The organism is Nocardia sp. NPDC003979, assembly GCF_053605015.1.
The window spans coordinates 257,102-275,843 of the sequence record NZ_JBSGIJ010000002.1 but is presented as its reverse complement, the minus strand read 5'-3'; the positions used below and the strand labels follow the sequence as shown (position 1 = coordinate 275,843).

The 18,742-nt window shown below is 69.1% G+C and carries 19 protein-coding genes; 4 read left to right on the top strand and 15 right to left on the bottom strand.

What is annotated here, in order from left to right:
- Positions 1–104 precede the first annotated feature (104 nt).
- The 4 genes from ACWEVR_RS04890 to ACWEVR_RS04875 all read right to left on the bottom strand — a co-directional run bounded on the left by ACWEVR_RS04890 (position 105) and on the right by ACWEVR_RS04875 (position 3,027).
- On the bottom strand, positions 105–563 hold the full coding sequence (locus tag ACWEVR_RS04890; RefSeq protein WP_452465866.1) for a PH domain-containing protein: 459 nt from the start codon (positions 561–563) through the stop codon (positions 105–107).
- Complete coding sequence (ribH, locus tag ACWEVR_RS04885; protein ID WP_067493643.1) at positions 560–1,036, bottom strand: 6,7-dimethyl-8-ribityllumazine synthase; 477 nt, start codon at positions 1,034–1,036, stop codon at positions 560–562. Before ribH ends, ACWEVR_RS04890 begins: the two co-directional genes overlap by 4 nt.
- Positions 1,037–1,061: 25 nt before the next feature.
- Positions 1,062–2,306: a bifunctional 3,4-dihydroxy-2-butanone-4-phosphate synthase/GTP cyclohydrolase II gene (locus ACWEVR_RS04880; RefSeq protein WP_452465865.1), complete on the bottom strand. Its 1,245-nt coding sequence runs from the start codon at positions 2,304–2,306 to the stop codon at positions 1,062–1,064.
- Positions 2,307–2,403: 97 nt separating this feature from the next.
- Positions 2,404–3,027, bottom strand: a complete 624-nt coding sequence (locus tag ACWEVR_RS04875; protein WP_452465864.1) for a riboflavin synthase — start codon at positions 3,025–3,027, stop codon at positions 2,404–2,406.
- Between the two features lie 403 nt (positions 3,028–3,430).
- Between ACWEVR_RS04875 and ACWEVR_RS04870 the strand changes: the two genes are divergently transcribed.
- On the top strand, positions 3,431–3,904 hold the full coding sequence (locus ACWEVR_RS04870) for a hypothetical protein (protein ID WP_225280667.1): 474 nt from the start codon (positions 3,431–3,433) through the stop codon (positions 3,902–3,904).
- A 10-nt stretch (positions 3,905–3,914) separates the two neighbouring features.
- Here the strand turns inward: ACWEVR_RS04870 and rpe are convergent, their stop codons facing one another.
- Positions 3,915–4,571, bottom strand: coding sequence for a ribulose-phosphate 3-epimerase (gene rpe, locus ACWEVR_RS04865; protein WP_225280833.1), 657 nt, complete (start codon positions 4,569–4,571; stop codon positions 3,915–3,917).
- 96 nt (positions 4,572–4,667) lie between these two features.
- Between rpe and ACWEVR_RS04860 the strand changes: the two genes are divergently transcribed.
- Both ACWEVR_RS04860 and ACWEVR_RS04855 read left to right on the top strand, forming a co-directional pair.
- Entirely contained in the window at positions 4,668–5,090 is a 423-nt protein-coding gene (locus tag ACWEVR_RS04860; protein WP_452465863.1) for an anti-sigma factor, read from the top strand.
- A gap of 83 nt (positions 5,091–5,173) precedes the next feature.
- Positions 5,174–5,980 (top strand): RNA polymerase sigma factor SigF, encoded by an 807-nt coding sequence (locus ACWEVR_RS04855; RefSeq protein ID WP_371851998.1) that lies wholly within the window; start codon positions 5,174–5,176, stop codon positions 5,978–5,980.
- Between the two features lie 27 nt (positions 5,981–6,007).
- Here the strand turns inward: ACWEVR_RS04855 and ACWEVR_RS04850 are convergent, their stop codons facing one another.
- The 8 genes from ACWEVR_RS04850 to ACWEVR_RS04815 form a co-directional block, all read right to left on the bottom strand.
- On the bottom strand, positions 6,008–6,346 hold the full coding sequence (locus ACWEVR_RS04850; RefSeq protein ID WP_067636589.1) for an MmcQ/YjbR family DNA-binding protein: 339 nt from the start codon (positions 6,344–6,346) through the stop codon (positions 6,008–6,010).
- Between the two features lie 233 nt (positions 6,347–6,579).
- Positions 6,580–7,938 (bottom strand): RsmB/NOP family class I SAM-dependent RNA methyltransferase, encoded by a 1,359-nt coding sequence (locus ACWEVR_RS04845; protein WP_452466150.1) that lies wholly within the window; start codon positions 7,936–7,938, stop codon positions 6,580–6,582.
- Positions 7,939–8,716: 778 nt separating this feature from the next.
- Positions 8,717–9,640: a methionyl-tRNA formyltransferase gene (gene fmt / locus ACWEVR_RS04840; protein ID WP_452465862.1), complete on the bottom strand. Its 924-nt coding sequence runs from the start codon at positions 9,638–9,640 to the stop codon at positions 8,717–8,719.
- Positions 9,640–10,179, bottom strand: a complete 540-nt coding sequence (gene def / locus ACWEVR_RS04835) for a peptide deformylase (RefSeq protein WP_452465861.1) — start codon at positions 10,177–10,179, stop codon at positions 9,640–9,642. The genes fmt and def overlap by 1 nt, the downstream gene beginning before the upstream one ends.
- Before the next feature lie 75 nt (positions 10,180–10,254).
- Positions 10,255–11,271, bottom strand: a complete 1,017-nt coding sequence (locus ACWEVR_RS04830) for an esterase/lipase family protein (RefSeq protein WP_452465860.1) — start codon at positions 11,269–11,271, stop codon at positions 10,255–10,257.
- A gap of 62 nt (positions 11,272–11,333) precedes the next feature.
- Positions 11,334–12,011, bottom strand: coding sequence for a PadR family transcriptional regulator (locus tag ACWEVR_RS04825; protein WP_067493635.1), 678 nt, complete (start codon positions 12,009–12,011; stop codon positions 11,334–11,336).
- 157 nt (positions 12,012–12,168) lie between these two features.
- Positions 12,169–12,966, bottom strand: coding sequence for a thioesterase family protein (locus tag ACWEVR_RS04820; RefSeq protein WP_357146038.1), 798 nt, complete (start codon positions 12,964–12,966; stop codon positions 12,169–12,171).
- 134 nt (positions 12,967–13,100) lie between these two features.
- Entirely contained in the window at positions 13,101–13,691 is a 591-nt protein-coding gene (locus ACWEVR_RS04815; RefSeq protein ID WP_452465859.1) for a TetR/AcrR family transcriptional regulator, read from the bottom strand.
- Between the two features lie 74 nt (positions 13,692–13,765).
- Here ACWEVR_RS04815 and ACWEVR_RS04810 point away from each other — a divergent pair, with 74 nt between their 5' ends.
- Positions 13,766–14,611, top strand: a complete 846-nt coding sequence (locus tag ACWEVR_RS04810) for an SDR family oxidoreductase (RefSeq protein WP_452465858.1) — start codon at positions 13,766–13,768, stop codon at positions 14,609–14,611.
- Between the two features lie 233 nt (positions 14,612–14,844).
- Here ACWEVR_RS04810 and ACWEVR_RS04805 read toward each other — a convergent pair whose 3' ends face one another.
- Positions 14,845–17,481: a primosomal protein N' gene (locus tag ACWEVR_RS04805; protein WP_452465857.1), complete on the bottom strand. Its 2,637-nt coding sequence runs from the start codon at positions 17,479–17,481 to the stop codon at positions 14,845–14,847.
- 15 nt (positions 17,482–17,496) lie between these two features.
- Positions 17,497–18,708 carry a methionine adenosyltransferase gene (gene metK / locus ACWEVR_RS04800; protein ID WP_452465856.1) on the bottom strand — a complete coding sequence of 404 codons (1,212 nt, stop codon included), beginning with the start codon at positions 18,706–18,708 and terminating at the stop codon, positions 17,497–17,499.
- Positions 18,709–18,742: the final 34 nt, after the last annotated feature.

Genomic DNA, 18,742 nt, shown 5'->3' with positions numbered 1-18,742 from the left:
GCCGCGACCCCGCTGTGGTGGCGGCATCGGGCGAGAGCCGAACGCCGCCACAGCGTGGCGATCAGGTGTCCAGCTCAGCCCCCGCGAGCTCCGGTGGTGCGAACTCAGGCGGTGTAGCGGGCGCCGAGTTCGCGCAGGCGCTCGATGGCGTCGGCGGCGTAGGTCTTGTCGTTGGACCGGATGGCCAGCATCGGCACGTAGTCGTCGTCGACGAGTTCGAGCCGCGCCCACGCCTTGCGGTCGGGAAAGGCGGCGCCGCGGATGACGTCCCACGGGTATTCGCGGTAGCCGAGGATATTGCGCACGGCCACCCCGCGCGCACCGGCACGCACCCGTGGCCGGGTGAGCAGCAGTACCGCTCCCGCGCCGAGGACGCCGATCAGGATCATCGCGACCTGGTCGGCGACCCGGAAGTTCACCCCGGTCGACCCGGTGCGCAGCAGCACCCCGCCCGCGGTGAAGAACGCGAGCACGAGTACCGCGGCCACGACGGCGGTCCGGGTCGCGCGCCGAGGGCGCACCTCGAGCTCCCACTCCGCGTGCTGTTCCACCGGCACGGTCACGCCGATCGCAGCGCGCGCAGGGTGAGCGCGGCGTCCAGCGCGGCGGCGCAGGCCTGCTCACCCTTGTCCTCGGCCGAACCGGGCAGGCCGGCACGGTCGCGCGCCTGCTCCTCGGTGTTGGTGGTGAGTACGCCGTTGGTGACCGGGGTCGACTCGTCCAGCGACACCCGGGTGAGCCCGGCGGTCACCGCATCGCACACGTACTCGAAATGCGGTGTGCCACCACGGATCACGACACCGAGCGCGACGACAGCGTCGTGACTGCGCGCCAATTCCTGTGCGACGACGGGCAATTCCATCGCCCCGGCGCAGCGCACGACGGTGACGTGCTCGACCCCGGCCTCCTTCGCGACGCGCTGCGCGTTCGCGACCAGGGTGTCGCAGATCTCGGTGTGCCAGCGCGACGCCACAATGGCGAGCTTGAGGTCGGTGGCCTTGGCCAGCGCGAATTCCGGTACGCCGGTGCCGCTCATCGTCTGATGCTGCCTTTCGGGAGAGTTACTGCGCGGTTTCGCCGAGATCCAGGTCGTCGAGACCGACCAAATCGTGGCCCATGCGATCGCGCTTGGTCCGCAGATAGTGCAGGTTCTCGGCGTTGGCGCGCAACGGCATCGGCACCCGCTCGGTGATCCGCAGCCCGTACCCGTCGAGACCCACCCGCTTGGCCGGGTTGTTCGTCAGCAGCCGCATCGACCGGATGCCCAGATCCACCAGGATCTGTGCGCCCGTGCCGTAGTCGCGGGCGTCGGCGGGCAGGCCGAGATCGAGGTTGGCGTCGACGGTGTCGCGCCCGGTGTCCTGCAACTGGTAGGCCTGCAGCTTGTGCATCAGGCCGATGCCACGGCCCTCGTGCCCACGCATGTACAGCACCACGCCGCGACCCTCTGTGTCGACCATTTCCAGTGCCGCGTCGAGCTGCGGGCCGCAATCGCAGCGCAGCGAACCGAACACGTCACCGGTCAGGCACTCCGAGTGCACCCGGACCAGCACATCCTCGCCGTCACCGATGTCGCCGCGCACCAGCGCCACGTGCTCGGCCTCGTCGAAGATGCTCTGGTAGCCGACTGCCTTGAAATTGCCGTGCGCGGTCGGGATGCGCGCCTCGGCGACCCGAACGACGTGCTTCTCGTGCTTGCGCCGCCAGGCGATCATGTCGGCGATCGAGATCATCGCCAGGTCGTGCTCGTCGGCGAACACCCGCAGCTCGTCGGTGCGGGCCATGTGCCCGTCGTCCTTCTGGCTGACGATCTCGCAGATCACGCCCGCCGGCCGCAACCCGGCCATCCGAGCCAGATCCACCGCGGCCTCGGTGTGGCCGGGCCTGCGCAGCACACCGCCGTCCTTGGCGCGCAACGGCACCACATGACCCGGACGGGTGAAGTCGTCGGCCTTGGCCTCGGCGCTGGCCAGCAGCCGCATGGTGACGGCCCGGTCGGCGCCGGAGATACCGGTGGTGATGCCCTCGCGCGCGTCGACCGACACGGTGTAGGCGGTGCCGTGCTTGTCCTGATTCATCGCGTACGCGGGCGGCAGACCGAGGCGGTCGCAGTCGTCGGCGGTCAACGGCACACAGATGTAGCCGGAGGTGTAGCGGATCATGAACGCGACCAGCTCCGGGGTGGCCTTCTCGGCCGCGAAGATGAGATCGCCCTCGTTCTCACGGTCCTCGTCGTCGATGACGACAACAGCCTTGCCGGCCGCGATATCGGCGATCGCGCGCTCGATGCTGTCCAACCTGGTCACGTCTGCTTGCTCCGTAATATTGGCGGCTGGCGCCGCAGGGTCACTACTACAGTACGGCGTGCGTGGGGGTCTCTCCGAGGCGCCCGACGCGGGTGTGTCAGCCTCGCTGTGCCAGGCGCTCCACGTACTTCGCGACGACGTCGACCTCGAGGTTCACGGTGGTGCCGACCGGTGCGGTGCCGAGCACGGTCAGTGCGAGGGTGGTGGGGATCAGCGAGACCTCGAACCAGTCGCGGTTGCCGTCGGCGGCGGGTTCGTCGTCGATGCCGAGTTTCGACACGGTGAGCGAGACGCCGTCGACGGTGATCGAGCCCTTCTGGACGACATAGCGGGCGATGGCGTCGGGCAGGGAGATCCGGACCACCTCCCAGTTCTCGGACGGGGTGCGGGCCAGCACGGTGCCGGTTCCGTCGACGTGGCCCTGGACGAGATGTCCACCGAGGCGGCTGTTGATCGCGGCGGCGCGTTCGAGGTTCACCCGGGAGCCGGGCACGAGGGCACCGATGCTCGACCGGTCGAGGGTCTCGGCCATCACGTCGACGGTGAAGCTGTCGCCGTCGATCACGTCGACGACGGTGAGACACACGCCGTTCACCGCGATCGAATCGCCGTGTCCGGCATCGGAAGTCACCAGCTTGCCGCGGATCGTCAACCGGGCGGCGTCGGCCAGCTGCTCGGTGGCCACGACCTCGCCGAGTTCCTCGACGATCCCTGTGAACATGTCTGACTCCCTTGTCGCGTCATCCGTACCCGTTGGGCCCAACAGCGGGTAGACGACCGCTATTCCCGCTCGACGCACAGCCTAGTGGCGGCACAGGTGAGGGCGGAATCCGACCGCGCGCTGAGCGGGAGGCCGCAAAACCCGCACGGCGCCGGAAAATCGTGGGAAAAGAATCCGGACATAAAGAATTCCCGCCGAAGTAAAATGCGGCGGCAATCCTTCGTTCGATTTCTCCGTGTGCCGGTGCAATAAATTTTCCGGCCACGACCACGCCGCTTTGTACCCCGATCCCCGAAAGAAGAAACACGGAGATCCACGGACTTGCCACGCCCTCGCCACTGACGCAATATTGTTACGTCAACGATTCCCGACGTTCAACGATGCGATACCGGGAGACAACACTGTGAGCTACCCACTGCTCGATTCCACGCTGGAAAGTCGCTGCGTCCATTACCGGCGGGAGCTACACCTGCCCGCGACGGTCGACCCCGACTCCCGGCGCATCCTCCTGCAGATCGGCACCCACTACGGTGCGGTGACCATGCCGGGTGACCTGGGCGAGCGGGTACAGGCGCAGTTGCGTGCCGACGGTATCGCCGGACCGGTCGTCGACCATCCGCGCGCCCATTGCTGGACCTTCCTCACCGGCCCCTGCCACCTCGACACCCTCACGCCGACAGCCGAAGCCGAACTGTTCCGCCTCTACGCGAGCGTCGCGTGCGCGGGCAGCCACATCGTGCTGCCCTCCCCCGACGACGAACGCACCGGCTACCGCACCTGGGTGCGGGCGCCGGAGGCGGCCGACAACCGGCCACCGCTCGAGGCCGTGATCGAGACAGCGCGGGCGCTGGGCAGCCACGCCCTGCACCCGCACTGACCGAACCGGGTCACGGCAACCAGGCGGCGGTTGCCAGACTGCGCAGATTCTGGACGGCCGCACCCGGGTCGGCGGTGTTGTAGACCGCCGACCCGGCCACGAAACAATCGATGCCCGCCGCGGCGGCCTGCTCGATGGTGTCGGTATTGATGCCACCGTCGATTTCCACGATCAGCTGCAATTCCCCGGCGTCCACGAGATTGCGCACGATGCGCGCCTTCTCCAGGACCTCCGGAATGAACGACTGACCGCCGAAACCGGGTTCCACGCTCATCACGAGCAGGGTGTCGAATTCGCGCAGAATTTCCAGGTACGGCTCGATCGGCGTGTTCGGCTTCACCGACAGCCCGGCCTTGGCACCCGCCGCGCGGATATCGCGCGCGACGGCGATCGGATCGTCGGTGGCTTCGGCGTGGAAGGTGACGTTGTAGGCGCCCGCCTCGGCGTAGCCCGGCGCCCAGCGGCCCGGATCCTCGATCATCAGGTGACAGTCGAACGGGATGTCGGTGGCTTTGAGCAGGCTCTGCACCACCGGCAGGCCGAGTGTGAGGTTCGGCACGAAGTGAGCGTCCATCACGTCCACATGCAGCCAGTCGGAACCTTCGACAGCGGCGGCCTCGGCGGCCAGGTTCGCGAAGTCCGCGGACAGGATGGACGGGGCGATCATCGGCTCGGCCGGGCGGTGGAACGTCGGTGTGGACACAGCGCGCAAGTGTAGCGACCGCGTGGTGATCGGCGCCCGGTTGTGGGTAGCCTACAGAGCGTGACCAACATTTCGGCGGAACAAGAGCTGTTCAGCGATCCGGTGCAGATTCGCGTGGCAGCGTCGGTGACCCAGCTGCCGATCCTGCGTGGATTGGCCGAAACACTGGTCCTGCTCAGCGATTTCACCCTCGACGAGGTGGCCGACGTGCGCCTCGCGGTCGACGAGGTGTGCTCCACGCTCATCGCGATCGCCGCGCCCGGCTCGCAGCTCACCTGCGAGTTCGTCGTCGGTGACACCGAACTCGTCGTGCGGGTGGAGGGTGTCGCGGCCACGGAGGGCCTGCCCGACCAGCGCAGCTTCGGCTGGCATGTCCTGCGCACGCTGAGCGACGAGGTGAACGCCGACCAGCAAGGATTCGACGCCGCCCTGTCCGGGTATCCGACGAGTGTCCGTATCCGTCGGGTCCGGGGGAAGGCGTAGTGCACGGCGACACCAACGAAGAGCACAAGCCCGATCCGGAAATTCTCGAACAGCCCGCCGAAGCCGTGCTCGACGAGCCGGTCATCGAGGAGCAGGTCGTCGAGGAGCAGTTGACCGAGCCCGCGCCCGCCGCGCCCTCCGGGTACGACGATGTGAGCGCGCTGTTCGAACGGCTCGCGGCGACCGAACCCGGCAGTGCCGCGCACGCCGTGGCCCGGGACGCGCTGATCAACCGCTGCATCCCGCTGGCCGACCACATCGCCCGCAAGTTCAGCGGTCGCGGTGAGCCGTTCGACGATCTGTCGCAGGTGGCGCGGGTCGGCCTGGTGCACGCGGTGGACCGGTTCGATCTGAGCCGTGGCTCGAACTTCCTGTCGTTCGCGGTGCCGACGATCATGGGTGAGGTGCGGCGGTACTTCCGCGACAACACCTGGGCCATGCGGGTGCCGCGGCGGGTGAAGGAAACCCACCTGCGTATCGGTGCGGCCGTGGACCAGCTCTCCCAGCGGTTGGGTCGCTCGCCGACGGCCAAGGAGATCGCGGCCGAACTCGATGTCGACCCCGACGAGGTGACCCAGGCGGTCATCGCGGGCAACGCCTACCAGCCCACCTCGATCGATGCCGCCTCGGTCGGTCGCGACAGCGACGCCTCGCTGCTCGACACCCTCGGCGAAGAGGAGTCGCAGTTCGACCGGGTCGAGGAATACATCGCGGTTCGCCCGCTGCTGGCGGGTCTGCCCGAGCGGGAGCGGCGGATCCTCACGATGCGCTTCTTCGAGTCGATGACCCAGACCCAGATCGCGAATCAGCTCGGCATCTCGCAGATGCACGTCTCGCGCATCCTCGCGAAAACCCTTGCGCGCCTGCGTGACCTGTCCGAACGGGACTGAATCCGCCACGGGGACAACGGTGTCCCCCTACGCGCGTTCGCGCCGCAGTTTCGCAGGTGCGCGCAACCACCACGCGCTGTCGATCAGCTCGGCGAGCTGTTGCCGGTCGACCACTTCCAGATCGATGAGCACATACGGGTGCCCGTCGTAGTGCGGCGTCGTATAGAACGCCGGGTCTCCCGAGGCGAGTAGCGCCTCCTTCTCCGACGGCTCACACAAGAGCACCAGCCCGCCCTCGGCCTCCGACCGCAGCCGCGCGAAACTCTTCCCGCCGACCGACAGCCCCGGACTGCGCCACCACGTCCCCTCCGCCACGCCCGGCAGCGCGGTCGCGATCTCCACCACCTGTTCCCACGTCATCGCCATACGCGAATTCTCCCTCGGCGAGACACACCACGCCTTGGACGAATGTCACCGCCGCGGCCGATTTGTGGAACCACCGAGGCATCCGATCGACGCTGTGGCCGTGCGAGCCGGATCGCACCGCCGCATCACGTGGCCGGTGCCCGCTGCTACTTCGTGCGCAGACCTGCCCGATGCTGTGGAGGTGCGAGCAAGGACGGATCGCACCGACACAGCATGCGGTGGGGTTCGGGTGTCTACTTCTTGCGCAAGGCCGACAGGAACATCGCGTCGGTGCCGTGGCGGTGGGGCCAGAGTTGGGCCGAGGGGCCTTCGCCGAGGTCGGTGACGCCGGGAAGGAGTTCGCGGGTGTCGAGTTGTTCGGCACCGGTGCGACGGACGAAATCGGCGACCACCGCGACGGTTTCGGACAGATGCGGGGAGCAGGTGGAGTACACGACCACACCGCCGGGGCGCAGGAGATCCCATGCGGCGGTGAGGAGTTCGCGCTGCAGGGTCACCAGTTCCGGTACGTCGGCGGGGGTGCGGCGCCAGCGTGCCTCGGGGCGGCGACGCAGTGCGCCGAGGCCCGTGCAGGGCGCGTCGACCAGGATGCGGTCGTAGCCGGGTTCCAGACCGGTGTCGCGGCCGTCCTTCACGTGCACTGTGACGGGCAGGTCGCGGGTGGACTTGCGGACCAGTTCGGCGCGGTGCTCCGACGGCTCCACCGCATCGACGGTGAACAGGTCGATCGCGGCGAGCGCGCCGAGCAGCGCCGCCTTACCGCCGGGACCAGCGCACAGGTCGAGCCAGCGACCCTGGTCGGGGCCCGCGAGCGGTGCCCGGCTCAGGGCCAGCGCGACGAGCTGAGAACCTTCGTCCTGCACCGCGGCGATTCCCTCGCGCACCGGTTCGAGCTGACCGGGATCACCGCCGTCGAGGTACACCGCGTACGGCGACCAGCGACCTTCCTCGCCGCCGGTGACCAGCGCCAATTCCTCGGACGTGATCTCACCGGGACGCGCGACCAGGTGTACCACCGGACGTTCGTCGTCGGCGGCCAGCAGGTCGGACAGTTCACCCGCCTGCGCACCGAGCGCGTCGGCGAAGGACTGGGCGATCCAGGTGGGGTGCGCGTATTCGAAGGCGAGCTTGCCGACCGGATCGACCGGAGCCAGCTCCGCGACCCACTGCTCGGCGGTCTTCTCCCCCGTCCGGCGCAGTACCGCGTTCACGAAACCGGCACGGCCCTGGCCGAATTCGGCACGGGCCAGGTCGACGGAGGTGTCGACGGCGGCATGCGCGCTGGTCCGCGTGCGCAGCAGCTGGTAGACGCCGAGGCGGAGGATGTCGAGGATCGGCCCGTCGATCTCACCGACCGGACGACCCGCGCACGCCGCGATCACGGCATCGAGCTGCCCCTGCGACCGGCACGCACCATAGGTGAGTTCGGTCGCGAACGCGGCATCACGTCCGCTGATCTTGCGCTCCCGCAACAACTTCGGCAGTACGAGGTTGGCGTAGGCGTCGCGTTCGCGCACCGCCCGCAACACGTCGAGGGCCACCTCCCGCGCCACGTCCACCGGCTCACCGCGCCGCTTGCGCGGACTCGGCACACTCGGATCCGGCCGATCGGCCCGCTGCCGTTCACTCCGCTGCCCGGCCGGCTTGCCCCCACCCTGAGCCTGCCGTGCGCCACCGGTCCGGTCGCTTCGCTTCCCACCCTGTGGTGCGCGCGAATCGCTGAAACGGCCGCTGTCGCCGCCCCGCTCGGCTGCCTGCCCACCCCGAGCTCCACGCGAACCCCCTTCGCGCCCACTACCGGAACGGCTCGCATCGCCGAAACGCTCGGCTCCGGCGACCGAACCACGCCGTTCCGCACCGCCGTCTCCCCGCCGCCCGGATCGGTCGGCGGCGTCGGAGCGACCGAAGTCCTTGTCGCGGCCATGCGGGCGATGATCTGCAGCATGTGAACCCGCATCATGCGGCCCACGGTCGCCCCGCGGGGCGCGGGACGCGTCATAGCCACGGTCGTCGCGGGCAGCGCCGGAGTCCCGGCCGCGCCCGGTAGCCGGGCGGCGGGTGTCGTCGCCGCGCTCGGGGCCGCGGCGGTTGTAGTCCCACCCTCGGGCGTCGCTGTCGCCACGACGCGGACGACGGTCGTCCTCGGCACGGGGGGCCTTGTTGTCACGGCCCTTGGCGGCGCGGGCGGCCCAGCCGCCGTCGACGTTCTTGCCGGTGATCTTGCGATCGTCGCGGGGTGCGGCAGCGCTGCGCTGGTCGGCTTCGCGCCGACGCCTGCGGTCGGAGGCACTCATGCCTGCACCTCGCTGACGCTCGGCTCCGGCATGATTGCCTGGGCAGCTGTGCTCATCGTTCGCTCGCTGCGCTCGCTCATCCGATCACCGTGCCCGGTGCGAGACGGGCGCCGCGCGCCCAGTCGAGGGCGTTCATCATCTTCTTGCCGGGTGGTTGGACCTGGCCGAGGCGGACCGCGGTGGTCGACGTGCCGACGAAGACGCCGGATTTGCGCACCTCGATCTCGCTTTCGGGCAAGGTTTCCTCCACCAGCTCCACCGGGCCGAGTTTGAGGCGCAGCCCGTTCACCTCGGTCCACGCGCCGGGCGCCGGGGTGACGGCGCGGATGTGGCGGTGGATCGCCAGGGCGGGCTCGTCGAACCGGATGCGGCTCGCTTCGACGGTCACCTTCGGGGCGTAGGACACGCCGTCGTTGGATTGCGGAATCGCTTGCAGCGTCCCGTCTTCGACACCGTCCATGGTCTTCTCTAGCAGCACCGCGCCTGCCTCGGCGAGGCGCGCGAGCAGTTCACCCGAGGTGTCGGTGTGGCCGATCTTCTCGGTCATCACGCCGTAGACGGGCCCGGTGTCGAGGCCTGCCTCGATCTGGAAGGTGCTGGCTCCGGTGATCTCGTCCCCGGCGAGGATAGCGGCCTGCACGGGCGCCGCGCCGCGCCACGCGGGCAGCAGCGAGAAGTGCAGATTGATCCAGCCGTGCGCGGGAATGTCGAGGATCTGCTGGGGCAGCAGGGCACCGTAGGCCACCACCGGACAGCAGTCCGGGGCGAGCGCGGTGAGCGCCTCGACGAACTCCGGTTCCGACGGCTTGCCCGGGGTGAACACCGGGATGCCGTGTTCGTCGGCCAGCCGACCGACCGGCGAGCGCATGATCTTGCGCCCGCGACCGGCGACCGCGTCGGGCCGGGTGACCACCGCGACCACCTCGTGGCGCTCGCTGTCGAGCAGCCGCCGCAGCGAGGGAACAGCCGGTTCAGGGGTGCCCGCGAAGACGAGACGCATCAGCGGCCACCGCCGACACCGCTGGACTCGCGCACGGTGACACCGGCACGGAACCAGTCGGATTCGCGGATGGACCGCATCGCTTCCTTGCGGTCGGCCGGCTCGAGCCGGTTCACGAACAGCACACCGTCGAGGTGGTCGTGCTCGTGCTGCACGCACCGCGCGAGCAGCCCGTCGGCGTCGAATTCGACCGGCGCACCGGTCTTGTCGACGCCGGTGACGCGCACCCGCAGTGCCCGGCGCACGTCGTAGCGCACGCCGGGAATCGACAGGCAGCCCTCCGGCCCGACCTGCTCGTCCTCGCCGATCGGGGTCCACTCCGGGTTCACCACGTGCCCGGCGGCGTCGCCGGTGTCGTAGACGAACACCCGCAGCCCCACGCCGATCTGCGGCGCCGCCATCCCGACGCCGCCGTCGTCGTGCATGGTCTCGGTGAGATCGGTGACGAGCTGCGCGAGCTCGGCGCCGAACTCGGTGACCTCGTCGGCACGCGAGCGCAGGATGGGATCGCCGAACAGGCGAACGGGCTGAATGGTCACGGCGGCTCCCGGCTGGACGATGTGCGGTCGTCCCATTCTAGAGACCCGCCGGGGTGGTTCCGACCGGCGCGGCCGTCAGGAGTTGCCTGCGATGATGACCTGCGGAATGCCCGTCCCCAGTGGCACCGGCGTGCAGACCGGCGCGGGCCGGTTCGAGTCGAGCACCCGCAGCAGCAGTTGCTGCACGAACGGGTCGTAGACGAGGTTGAAATGCCCGGTCAGGTCGTCGGGGCACAGGTCCTGGAGGACGAGGTTCTCCGCGCCCGGCCCGCGCAGGGCGATGTTCTCGAACGGCTGGATCATCTCGTCGACTCGGCTGCCGACAGTGACGTAACGGACACCGGGCACGGTGTCGCCGCCTGCGTTCAGTTCGACCATGATCGGCTCGCCCTGCGCCTGCTGGACGGCGGCGGTGGAGGTCACCTTCGCGTACACGTCCATCATGCCCGGCACCGCCTGACCGACCGGAACGAGGCCGTACATGACGCCGCCGTAGCTCGGGGAGGCGAGCCCCACCCAGGTGTTCACCACCTCGGCGCCGCCGAGCTTGTTGACGTAGTACCGGCTGACATTGGCCCCCTGCGAGAAACCGACGAGGTCGACCTCGGCCGCCGCGGTCGCGGCGCGCACCTGCTCGACGAAGGCGGCGAGCTGGGCGAAGCTCACGCGCATGTCCTCGGTGCCGTAGGTGTCGGCGCCGGGCGCACCACCGTAGTTCAGCGCGAACACGCAGAAGCCTGCCGCCACGAGTTGCGGGCCGATACCCGACCAGTCGGAGTAGGCACTCGAATCGGTACCGTGGACCAGCACGACCGGGCGCGGGTGCTCGGCACTCGGCTTACAGCCGAAGTTGTTGACGCCCAGGGGAACCGCGTCGGGATGGTCGCTGATGTAGCGGGCGGCGGCCAGGTGGTCGGACTGTGCCGGACCCGGCTGGCTCGGAACGATTGCCGGGCGGTAACCCGGCGGTTCCGCGGTGGCGATCGGGGCGAGTGCCACCCCGATCACCGCCGCGCAGGCGAGCGCCGTCCGCGACGCCGCCCTTCCCCATTGTGACGATCCCCAACCCCACAGACCTCGCGGTTGTTCCATACCCCAATGATTTACTCCATTGCCTGGGCAAACGCACCTCGAAAGGGGGGTTCACGCCGCCCTCATTTATCGGGGGTTGCGTCACCGGTCGCGGCGATGTCGTCCTCGGCGAGGATCCGGTACAGCGCCCGGCGGGTCTCGGTGAGCACCTCGGCCGCTCGCGCGGCTTGTTCCGGGGTACCGACCTGGGCGACCTGACCGACCGCACCCATCACCTGGCCGACGAGGCCACGCAGATCGAGCGCCTGGGCACCGACGTCCTGCCGGACCTCGGCCCAGGGGTCGCCGAGCTCGTCGCGTTCGGTCTCGACATAGGCCTTGCCCGCCTCGGTGAGTTGCGCGGTTTTGCGCCCGGCCACCTTCTCGATGAGGACCAGTCCCTCGTCCTCGAGCTGGGCCAATGCCGGGTAGATGGAACCCGGGCTCGGACGCCAGATGTCGTCGCTGCGCTCGCGGATCTGCTGGATCAGTTCGTAGCCGTGCATGGGTCGTTCGGCGAGCAGCAACAGGACCGCGGCGCGGACGTCACCGCGCCTGCCCCGGCCGCCGCGACCGCGTCCCCGGCCGAAACCCGGGCCGAAACCGGGACCGAATCCCGGGCCGAAGCCGGGTCCGAATTCCGGGCCGTGACCGTGGCGGCCACCGCGCCGGAAGTGCCTGCGGTCGGGCCCGAATTCCGGGTGCCCCTGCCCGCGTCCTCGTTCGAAGTGTCCGAATTCTCTTTGTCGATCGTCGTGCATAACAGCCTCCTAAGGCGTGTTCTTTTCGAGTTGACGTTATCGACGATATATCGGCAATGCATCTAGCGCAAGGGTGTTCTTGCTGTGCGCCGCCTCACGGCAGCACCGGATCACCCCTCCCCGCGAGTGCGGTGGGGTTGCGGAAGAGGCGAGCGAACTACTCGGCGGCCACCGCGACCGGCTTACTCTCCGTGGTCGAGGGCGAGCGCCGGCGGTCGTTGCTGATGGCGGTGATCGTGGCGGTACCGAGTTTGCCCCGGCGGTCGTAGAGGACGGCACTGCTCACCGCGACGCCTGCCCGAGAGGTGTGATCGAGGGCTTGCAGACCGAGCTCCACCCCCTCGGGGAGGCGCGAGAGACTGAGGGTCATATCGGCGTTGATGTAGCCGACACCGTGCGAACCCCAGTGGCAGACGAGATTGGTGAGGTCACCGCTGGCGGCGGCACGCTGGAAGGGCGAGAAGGGCTGGCCCGCGACGAGGGTCGGCAGGTTGTTCCAGGTGACCTTGCGTTCCGCGTCGCGGGTGGTGCGGAAATCGGTGAGCCAGTCGCCCGCACCGGATTTGAACAGCGGTGCGGCGCCGCCCGGCTCGTCGATGCGCTGCTCGGGGACGGGTAGTTCCAGATCGGGCTGCCAGACGGTCCCGGGCGGGTCGTCGGTGGCCGCGAGGAAGGTGACGGTAGCGCGGGAGCGCGTCTGCCCCTGCTGCACGAGCCGGACATCGGCGACCTTGATGCGGTTGCCGTCGCGCACCACTTCGCTGTGCAGCGAGATCGGGTCGGTCGTCACCTGCTGGAACAGGTCGACGGTGAACCTGGCAGGCACGAAACCTTCGCCAGGACTGTGCTTCTCGGCCTCCACCGCGAGCAGGCCGCACACCGCGACACCGTGCAGCTGATTGGGCGACCAGCGGCTGATCGCCACTTCCGTCGGCACGAACTCACCGTCGGACATCCTGAAGAACTCCACCACGGTCCTCTCCGCAAGCCCGCCGCACGTCATCGGGCAGGGTCATCCGGTCATACCACAGCGCCGTCGGCGCCCCCGACCTCGGTGGCCACGAACCGGACAGAAACGACCGGTTCTGATCAGTCCCGACCGGCGACCTCATCGATCCACCGCTTGAGCCGGTCACCCTCGGTAGCCATCAGGTCAGGATCACGAAATGTGTTGGTGATCAGCGAAATTCCTTGATAGGCCGCAACGAAGGCTACCGCGAGTTCCGCCGCGTCGGGCCTGCCGAATTCGGTGAATTGATCGCGCGCCCAATCGATCAGGAGGCTCATCAGCCGCGCCGGTTCACCCCCGAAACCGTCGGGCCGCTTGTCGAGTTCGGCGGCGAGCGAGCCGGTCGGGCAACCGAAACGGGCGGCGAGGTCACGTTGGTCCACCCACGAGTCGACCATCGCCTTCAACCGCTCGGCCGGTCCGGGCAACGGCGCGAGCCTCGCGACCACCTCGGCCAGCGTGCTCGCATGGGTCTCGATGACGGCGTGGACGAACTGATCCTTGGTCTTGAAGTAGTAGTAGACGTTGCCGACCGGGACGTCGGCCGCGGTGGCGATATCGGCGATCGTCGTCTTCTCGATGCCCTGCTCGTAGAACACCCGCGCGGCCGCCTCGACGAGACGTTCCCGCTTCCCCGCTCTCGGCGCCACCCGCGTTTGTGAGTCAGTCATGCAACTAACTATAGACAGGGCGGCGATCCAGCTGCTACGTTCTTTTAAGTCAGTCAACTAACTAAGGAATAAGCATGATCGTTGTCACCGGTGCGACCGGCAATATCGGACGTCAGCTGGTCGAGGTACTGCACCAGTCGGGAGAGTCGGTTCGTGCGGTCTCGCGCGGAACCACGCCCGTCGACCTGCCCGCGGGCGTCGAGCACGTCGTCGCCGATCTGGGCGACCTCGACAGCCTCTCCCCTGCCCTCACCGGCGCGGACGCGCTGTTCCTGCTCATCACGGGTGCACAGCTGATGAGCGGACCCGAGCCGGAACAGGTACTGAAAACGGCGTCGGCGGCCGGTGTGCGCCGGGTGGTTTTCGTGTCCTCCCAGGGCGCGGTCACCCGGCCGGAGTCCGCCGGGTACGCGCGAACGATCGCCTTCGAGCGGGCTCTCGCGGCCTCCGACCTCGAATGGACCGCGCTGCGACCGGGCGCGTTCAACTCCAACACCTTCGCCTGGCTCGAATCCGTCCGCACCGCCCGCACGGTCGCGGCTCCCTTCGGCGACGTCGGTCTGCCCTCGGTCGACCCCGCCGATATCGCCGCCGTCGCGGCAGCGGCTCTGCGCGAGGACGGCCACGCCGGACACGCCTACACCCTCACCGGCCCCGCCGTGGTGAGTCCACGGGAACAGGCGGCCGCCCTCGCCGCGGCGATCGAGGAGCCGATCACCTTCGTCGCACTGACACCCGAACAGGCGAAACAGAACATGCTGCACTTCATGCCCGAACCGGTCGCCGACCACACCCTAACCATCCTCGGCACACCCACCTCCGAGGAGCAGCAGGTCAGCACCGATATCGAACGAGTCCTCGGCCGCCCGGCCACGTCTTACGCCCAGTGGGCGCAGCGGCACGCCGCGATGTTCCGCTGAACCCCGCGCGCGGAGAAGGACCTGATCAGCTGATCCCCTCCGCGTCGAGATGGAAAGGCGCCTGGGATCGGCCCTGGCCGCAGTGGACGTCGACCCGGCCGACGCGATCGACGCCGAAATCGGCCGGGGCGAAACCAGTTGACATCCTGTCGGGGCCGCCGAGGGCAGTGTCGATTTCGATGCGGCAGCCGCGGACCACATCGACTCGGCCGACGGGGAGAGGGCCTGGCGGATCAGCCGATGTCGACCGGATCGATCTGGACACGGAGTGGGGCATCGGAGCGGTGGGAGCTGCGGACGCCCTGGGCGGCGGTGAGCGCGCGCGACAGGGGGGTTCCGGCGGAGCGAGGGGCGCGCAGGAGCATGCGTTCCACTTCGGCGGGTTCGTCGGCGCCGGAGAACGGTTTGCGGGCCGTGGGTGGGAGGGGGACGGGGCCGAGGATCTCCACCTGGTCCGGTAGTTGGGCGGCCTCGAGCAGTTCGGCGATCGACTCGGTGGTTCCGTCGACGGCGGCCATGCGGACGGCCGGGGGGAAGCCCACCTCGGCGCGGGCCTCGAGTTCGGCGGCGGCGTGGTTGACCGGGTCCCAGCGGACCAGGGCCTGCACGGTGGGCAGGGACGGTTCGGCCATCACGATCACCTGGCCACGGGGGCGGACCATGGCGGCCGCACCCATCCAGCGGCGCAGGGTGTCCTCGGCGGCACGCAGGTCGGCGCGACCCAGCAGGGCCCAGCCGTCGAGGAGCAGCGCGACGCCGTAGCCGCCGCGCACCACGGGCTCGGCGCCGACGGTCGCGACCACCACCTGGGCGCCCGGCTCCACGGTGTCTAGCATGTCGCCGCCCCCGGATGTCCGGATCGGCACACCGGGGAAGGCCCGGCCCAGCTCCTCCGCGGTGCGGGCCGCGCCGATCACCATCGCCCGCAGCGCGCGCGCCCCGCACGCCTGGCAGCGGAACGCGGCCTCCGTGATGCCGCACCATTTGCAATGCGGGCTGGCGGCTTCACCATTGCTCGAATGCGGTAATGCCAAGGGGCCGTTGCAATGTCGGCACCGGGCGGGGGTTCGGCATTTGGCACACGCCAACGACGGCACATATCCGCGTCGGGGTACCTGAACCAGTACCGCCGCGTTCTCCTTGATCGCGGCACGGGCGGCGGTGAAGGCCACGCCGGGGATACGCACGGCTCTGGCCAGCGCGTCACGTTCCAGGGCGAAGTCGCTGTCGCCGGGGGCGCTGATGCGTGGCATCACCCCGCGTAGGGTCGCACGCTCGGCGAGAAGGTCGTGGGCCCAACCGGTTTCGACAACCGCCTGAATTTCGGCGGTGCGCGCGAAACCGGCGGCCACGAAGGCGGCGCCGGTCTCGTGGGCGCGCAGCATCGCGACCTCCCGCGCGTGCGGATACGGTGCGCGTGGTTCGGCGTAGGTGTCGTCCCCGTCGTCCCAGATGGCGATCAACCCGAGGTCACGCACCGGCGCGAACACCGCGGCTCGCGTGCCGACCACGATCCGCGCCTGCCCCCGCAACACCGACAACCACCGCCGGTACCGCGCGGCGGGCCCCAATCCCGCCGACAACCCGACCGCCGAATCACCTACCAGCCGAACACATTCCGCGAGCAGCCGATCCAGATCACGCTGATCCGGCACCATCAACACCACCCCGCGCCCCGCCGCGACGACAGTCGCGGCCAACTCGGCCAACCGAGCCGCCCAGTCCTCCCCCGGCATCGCCTGCCACGCCGCCCGCGGTCCCCTCCCCTGCCGCAACGCCCGCACGAACGCCCCACCGTGCAGATACCGCTCCCAGGCCGACACATCGACATCCACTGCCGATTCCGTTGTGGCTGAATCGGTCTCGGTCACAACTGCGGCAGGCCCAGACACACCGCCCCCGAAACCTTCCTCACCGGCGGCGCGACCAGACGCGGAAGAACCAGTCCCACCACCGGGAGAACCAGCCGCGCCGACGGTGCGACCCGCCGCAGCGGCACCATCTGTATGGGCGGCATCGTCGGATGCAGCACCAGAATCGGTCGCACTGCCCATCGCACCAACCGCATCGCCGGTACGGGAAGCCGCAGCAGCGTCAGTCTTGCCGCCAGCGGAATCAGCCACGCAGACGGCGCGGTCGGCCACAGCAGCGGAATCGGGCGCGCCGCCGACTGCTCCAACCGCGTCACCGGTGTGTCCGGCGGCGGCTGTGGACGTGCCGTCGGCAGCACCGGCCGGATCATGTGTGCCGTCGGCATCGGCGGGAAATTCCATTGCGGCAGAGGCGGATTCAGTCACGCCTGCGCGAGAGCCGACCACGTTGTGTGAAGCGCCGGTGGCCGAGGTCCCGGTCGTGACGTCGCCGGTGCCGGTCCCGGAGGCAGCAACAGCGGAACCGGTTTCGGTGCTCGGGGGCGCGGCGGCAGGTGGTGATGAACCCTCGCCGGGGCCGGGTGAGTCACCGGAGGTGCCGGAAGACCTTTTCGAGGCCGATGACCCGCTCGCTTCGGTGCGGGCGTGGCGGGGTGGGATGGCCAGGCGCAGGACGTCGGCGCGGGTGCCTGCGTAGCGGGCGGCCACGGTGGTGGCCAGGCGCAGGATTTCGGGGGTGAGGACGCGTTCCGGGGAGACAACGCGCTCGAGCTTCACCATTTTGCCGGTGTGCTCGGTGGACGAAAGGCGTTGCAGGAGATAGCCGTCGACGAGGCGGCCGGCGAAGCGGACGCGCACGCGGACGCCGGGCTGGGCGATCTCGTCCAATTCGGGCGGGACGAGGTAGTCGAAGTCGCGGTCCAGGTGCGCGGGCGACAGCAGCGGGAGCACCCGGGCGATCGGGTGTCCCGCTGCTGTCGATGGTTCGTCCGCGGTCACGCGGGCCGTGGGGTACTACAGGCCGACGGCCGCGCGCAGCTTGTCGGCGCGGTCCGTGTGCTCCCAGGGCAGGTCGACATCGGTGCGGCCGAAGTGACCGTAGGCCGCGGTCGGCGCGTAGATCGGGCGCAGCAGGTCGAGATCGCGGATGATCGCGCCCGGACGCAGGTCGAACACCTCGGAGATGGCGGTGGAGATGCGGGTCGGGTCGACCTTCTCGGTGCCGAAGGTCTCGACGAACAGACCGACCGGCGCCGCCTTGCCGATGGCGTAGGCGACCTGCACCTCGACGCGGTCGGCCAGACCGGCGGCCACCACGTTCTTGGCGACCCAGCGCATGGCGTAGGCGGCCGAACGGTCGACCTTCGACGGGTCCTTGCCGGAGAACGCGCCACCACCGTGGCGGGCCATGCCGCCATAGGTGTCGACGATGATCTTGCGACCGGTCAGACCGGCGTCACCCATCGGGCCACCGAGCACGAACTTGCCGGTCGGGTTGACCAGCAGGCGGATGTCGGAGGTGTCGAGCGACGGGATCTCCAGATCGGCGATGACCGACTCGACGACCTTCTCGCGGATATCGGGGGCCAGCAGGTTGTCCAGGTCGATATCGGCGGCGTGCTGGGTGGAGATGACGACCGTGTCGAGGCGGACCGGGCGGTCACCGTCGTATTCGATGGTGACCTGGGTCTTGCCGTCGGGACGCAGGTAGGGCAGCACGCCGGACTTGCGGACCTCGGTGAGTTTGCGCGAGAGCCGGTGCGCGAGCGCGATCGGCAGCGGCATCAGCTCGGGGGTGTCGATGGTGGCGTAGCCGAACATCAGGCCCTGGTCACCCGCGCCCTGGCGTTCGATCTCGTCGTCGGACCCGCCGACGCGCGCCTCGTGCGAGGTGTCGACACCCTGGGCGATATCGGGCGACTGGGCGCCGATCGCGATGTTGACACCGCAGGAGTTGCCGTCGAAACCCTTTGCCGAGGAGTCGTATCCGATCTCGAGGACCTTCTCGCGCACGATTCGCGGGATATCGGCGTAGGCCGACGTGGTCACCTCGCCCGCGACATGGACCTGGCCGGTGGTGACCAGGGTTTCCACCGCGACGCGGCTGCCCGGATCCTCGGCGAGCAATGCGTCGAGGATGGAATCGCTGATCGCGTCACAGATCTTGTCCGGATGGCCCTCGGTCACAGACTCACTGGTGAATAGCCGACTACCTGTCGTACGCACAGTTATTCCCTCTCCCTCAACGGGTTACTTCTCT

Excerpts from the sequence above, each read along its gene's own strand:
- fmt (WP_452465862.1), bottom strand. The coding sequence starts at position 9,640 with ATGCGTCTCGTCTTCGCGGGCACCCCTGAACCGGCTGTTCCCTCGCTG.
- ribH (WP_067493643.1), bottom strand. The coding sequence starts at position 1,036 with ATGAGCGGCACCGGCGTACCGGAATTCGCGCTGGCCAAGGCCACCGAC.
- ACWEVR_RS04875 (WP_452465864.1), bottom strand. The coding sequence starts at position 3,027 with ATGTTCACAGGGATCGTCGAGGAACTCGGCGAGGTCGTGGCCACCGAG.
- ACWEVR_RS04810 (WP_452465858.1), top strand. The coding sequence starts at position 13,766 with ATGATCGTTGTCACCGGTGCGACCGGCAATATCGGACGTCAGCTGGTC.
- ACWEVR_RS04815 (WP_452465859.1), bottom strand. The coding sequence starts at position 13,691 with ATGACTGACTCACAAACGCGGGTGGCGCCGAGAGCGGGGAAGCGGGAA.
- ACWEVR_RS04825 (WP_067493635.1), bottom strand. The coding sequence starts at position 12,011 with ATGCACGACGATCGACAAAGAGAATTCGGACACTTCGAACGAGGACGC.
- ACWEVR_RS04820 (WP_357146038.1), bottom strand. The coding sequence starts at position 12,966 with ATGTCCGACGGTGAGTTCGTGCCGACGGAAGTGGCGATCAGCCGCTGG.
- ACWEVR_RS04830 (WP_452465860.1), bottom strand. The coding sequence starts at position 11,271 with ATGGAACAACCGCGAGGTCTGTGGGGTTGGGGATCGTCACAATGGGGA.
- ACWEVR_RS04850 (WP_067636589.1), bottom strand. The coding sequence starts at position 6,346 with ATGGCGATGACGTGGGAACAGGTGGTGGAGATCGCGACCGCGCTGCCG.
- rpe (WP_225280833.1), bottom strand. The coding sequence starts at position 4,571 with ATGATCGCCCCGTCCATCCTGTCCGCGGACTTCGCGAACCTGGCCGCC.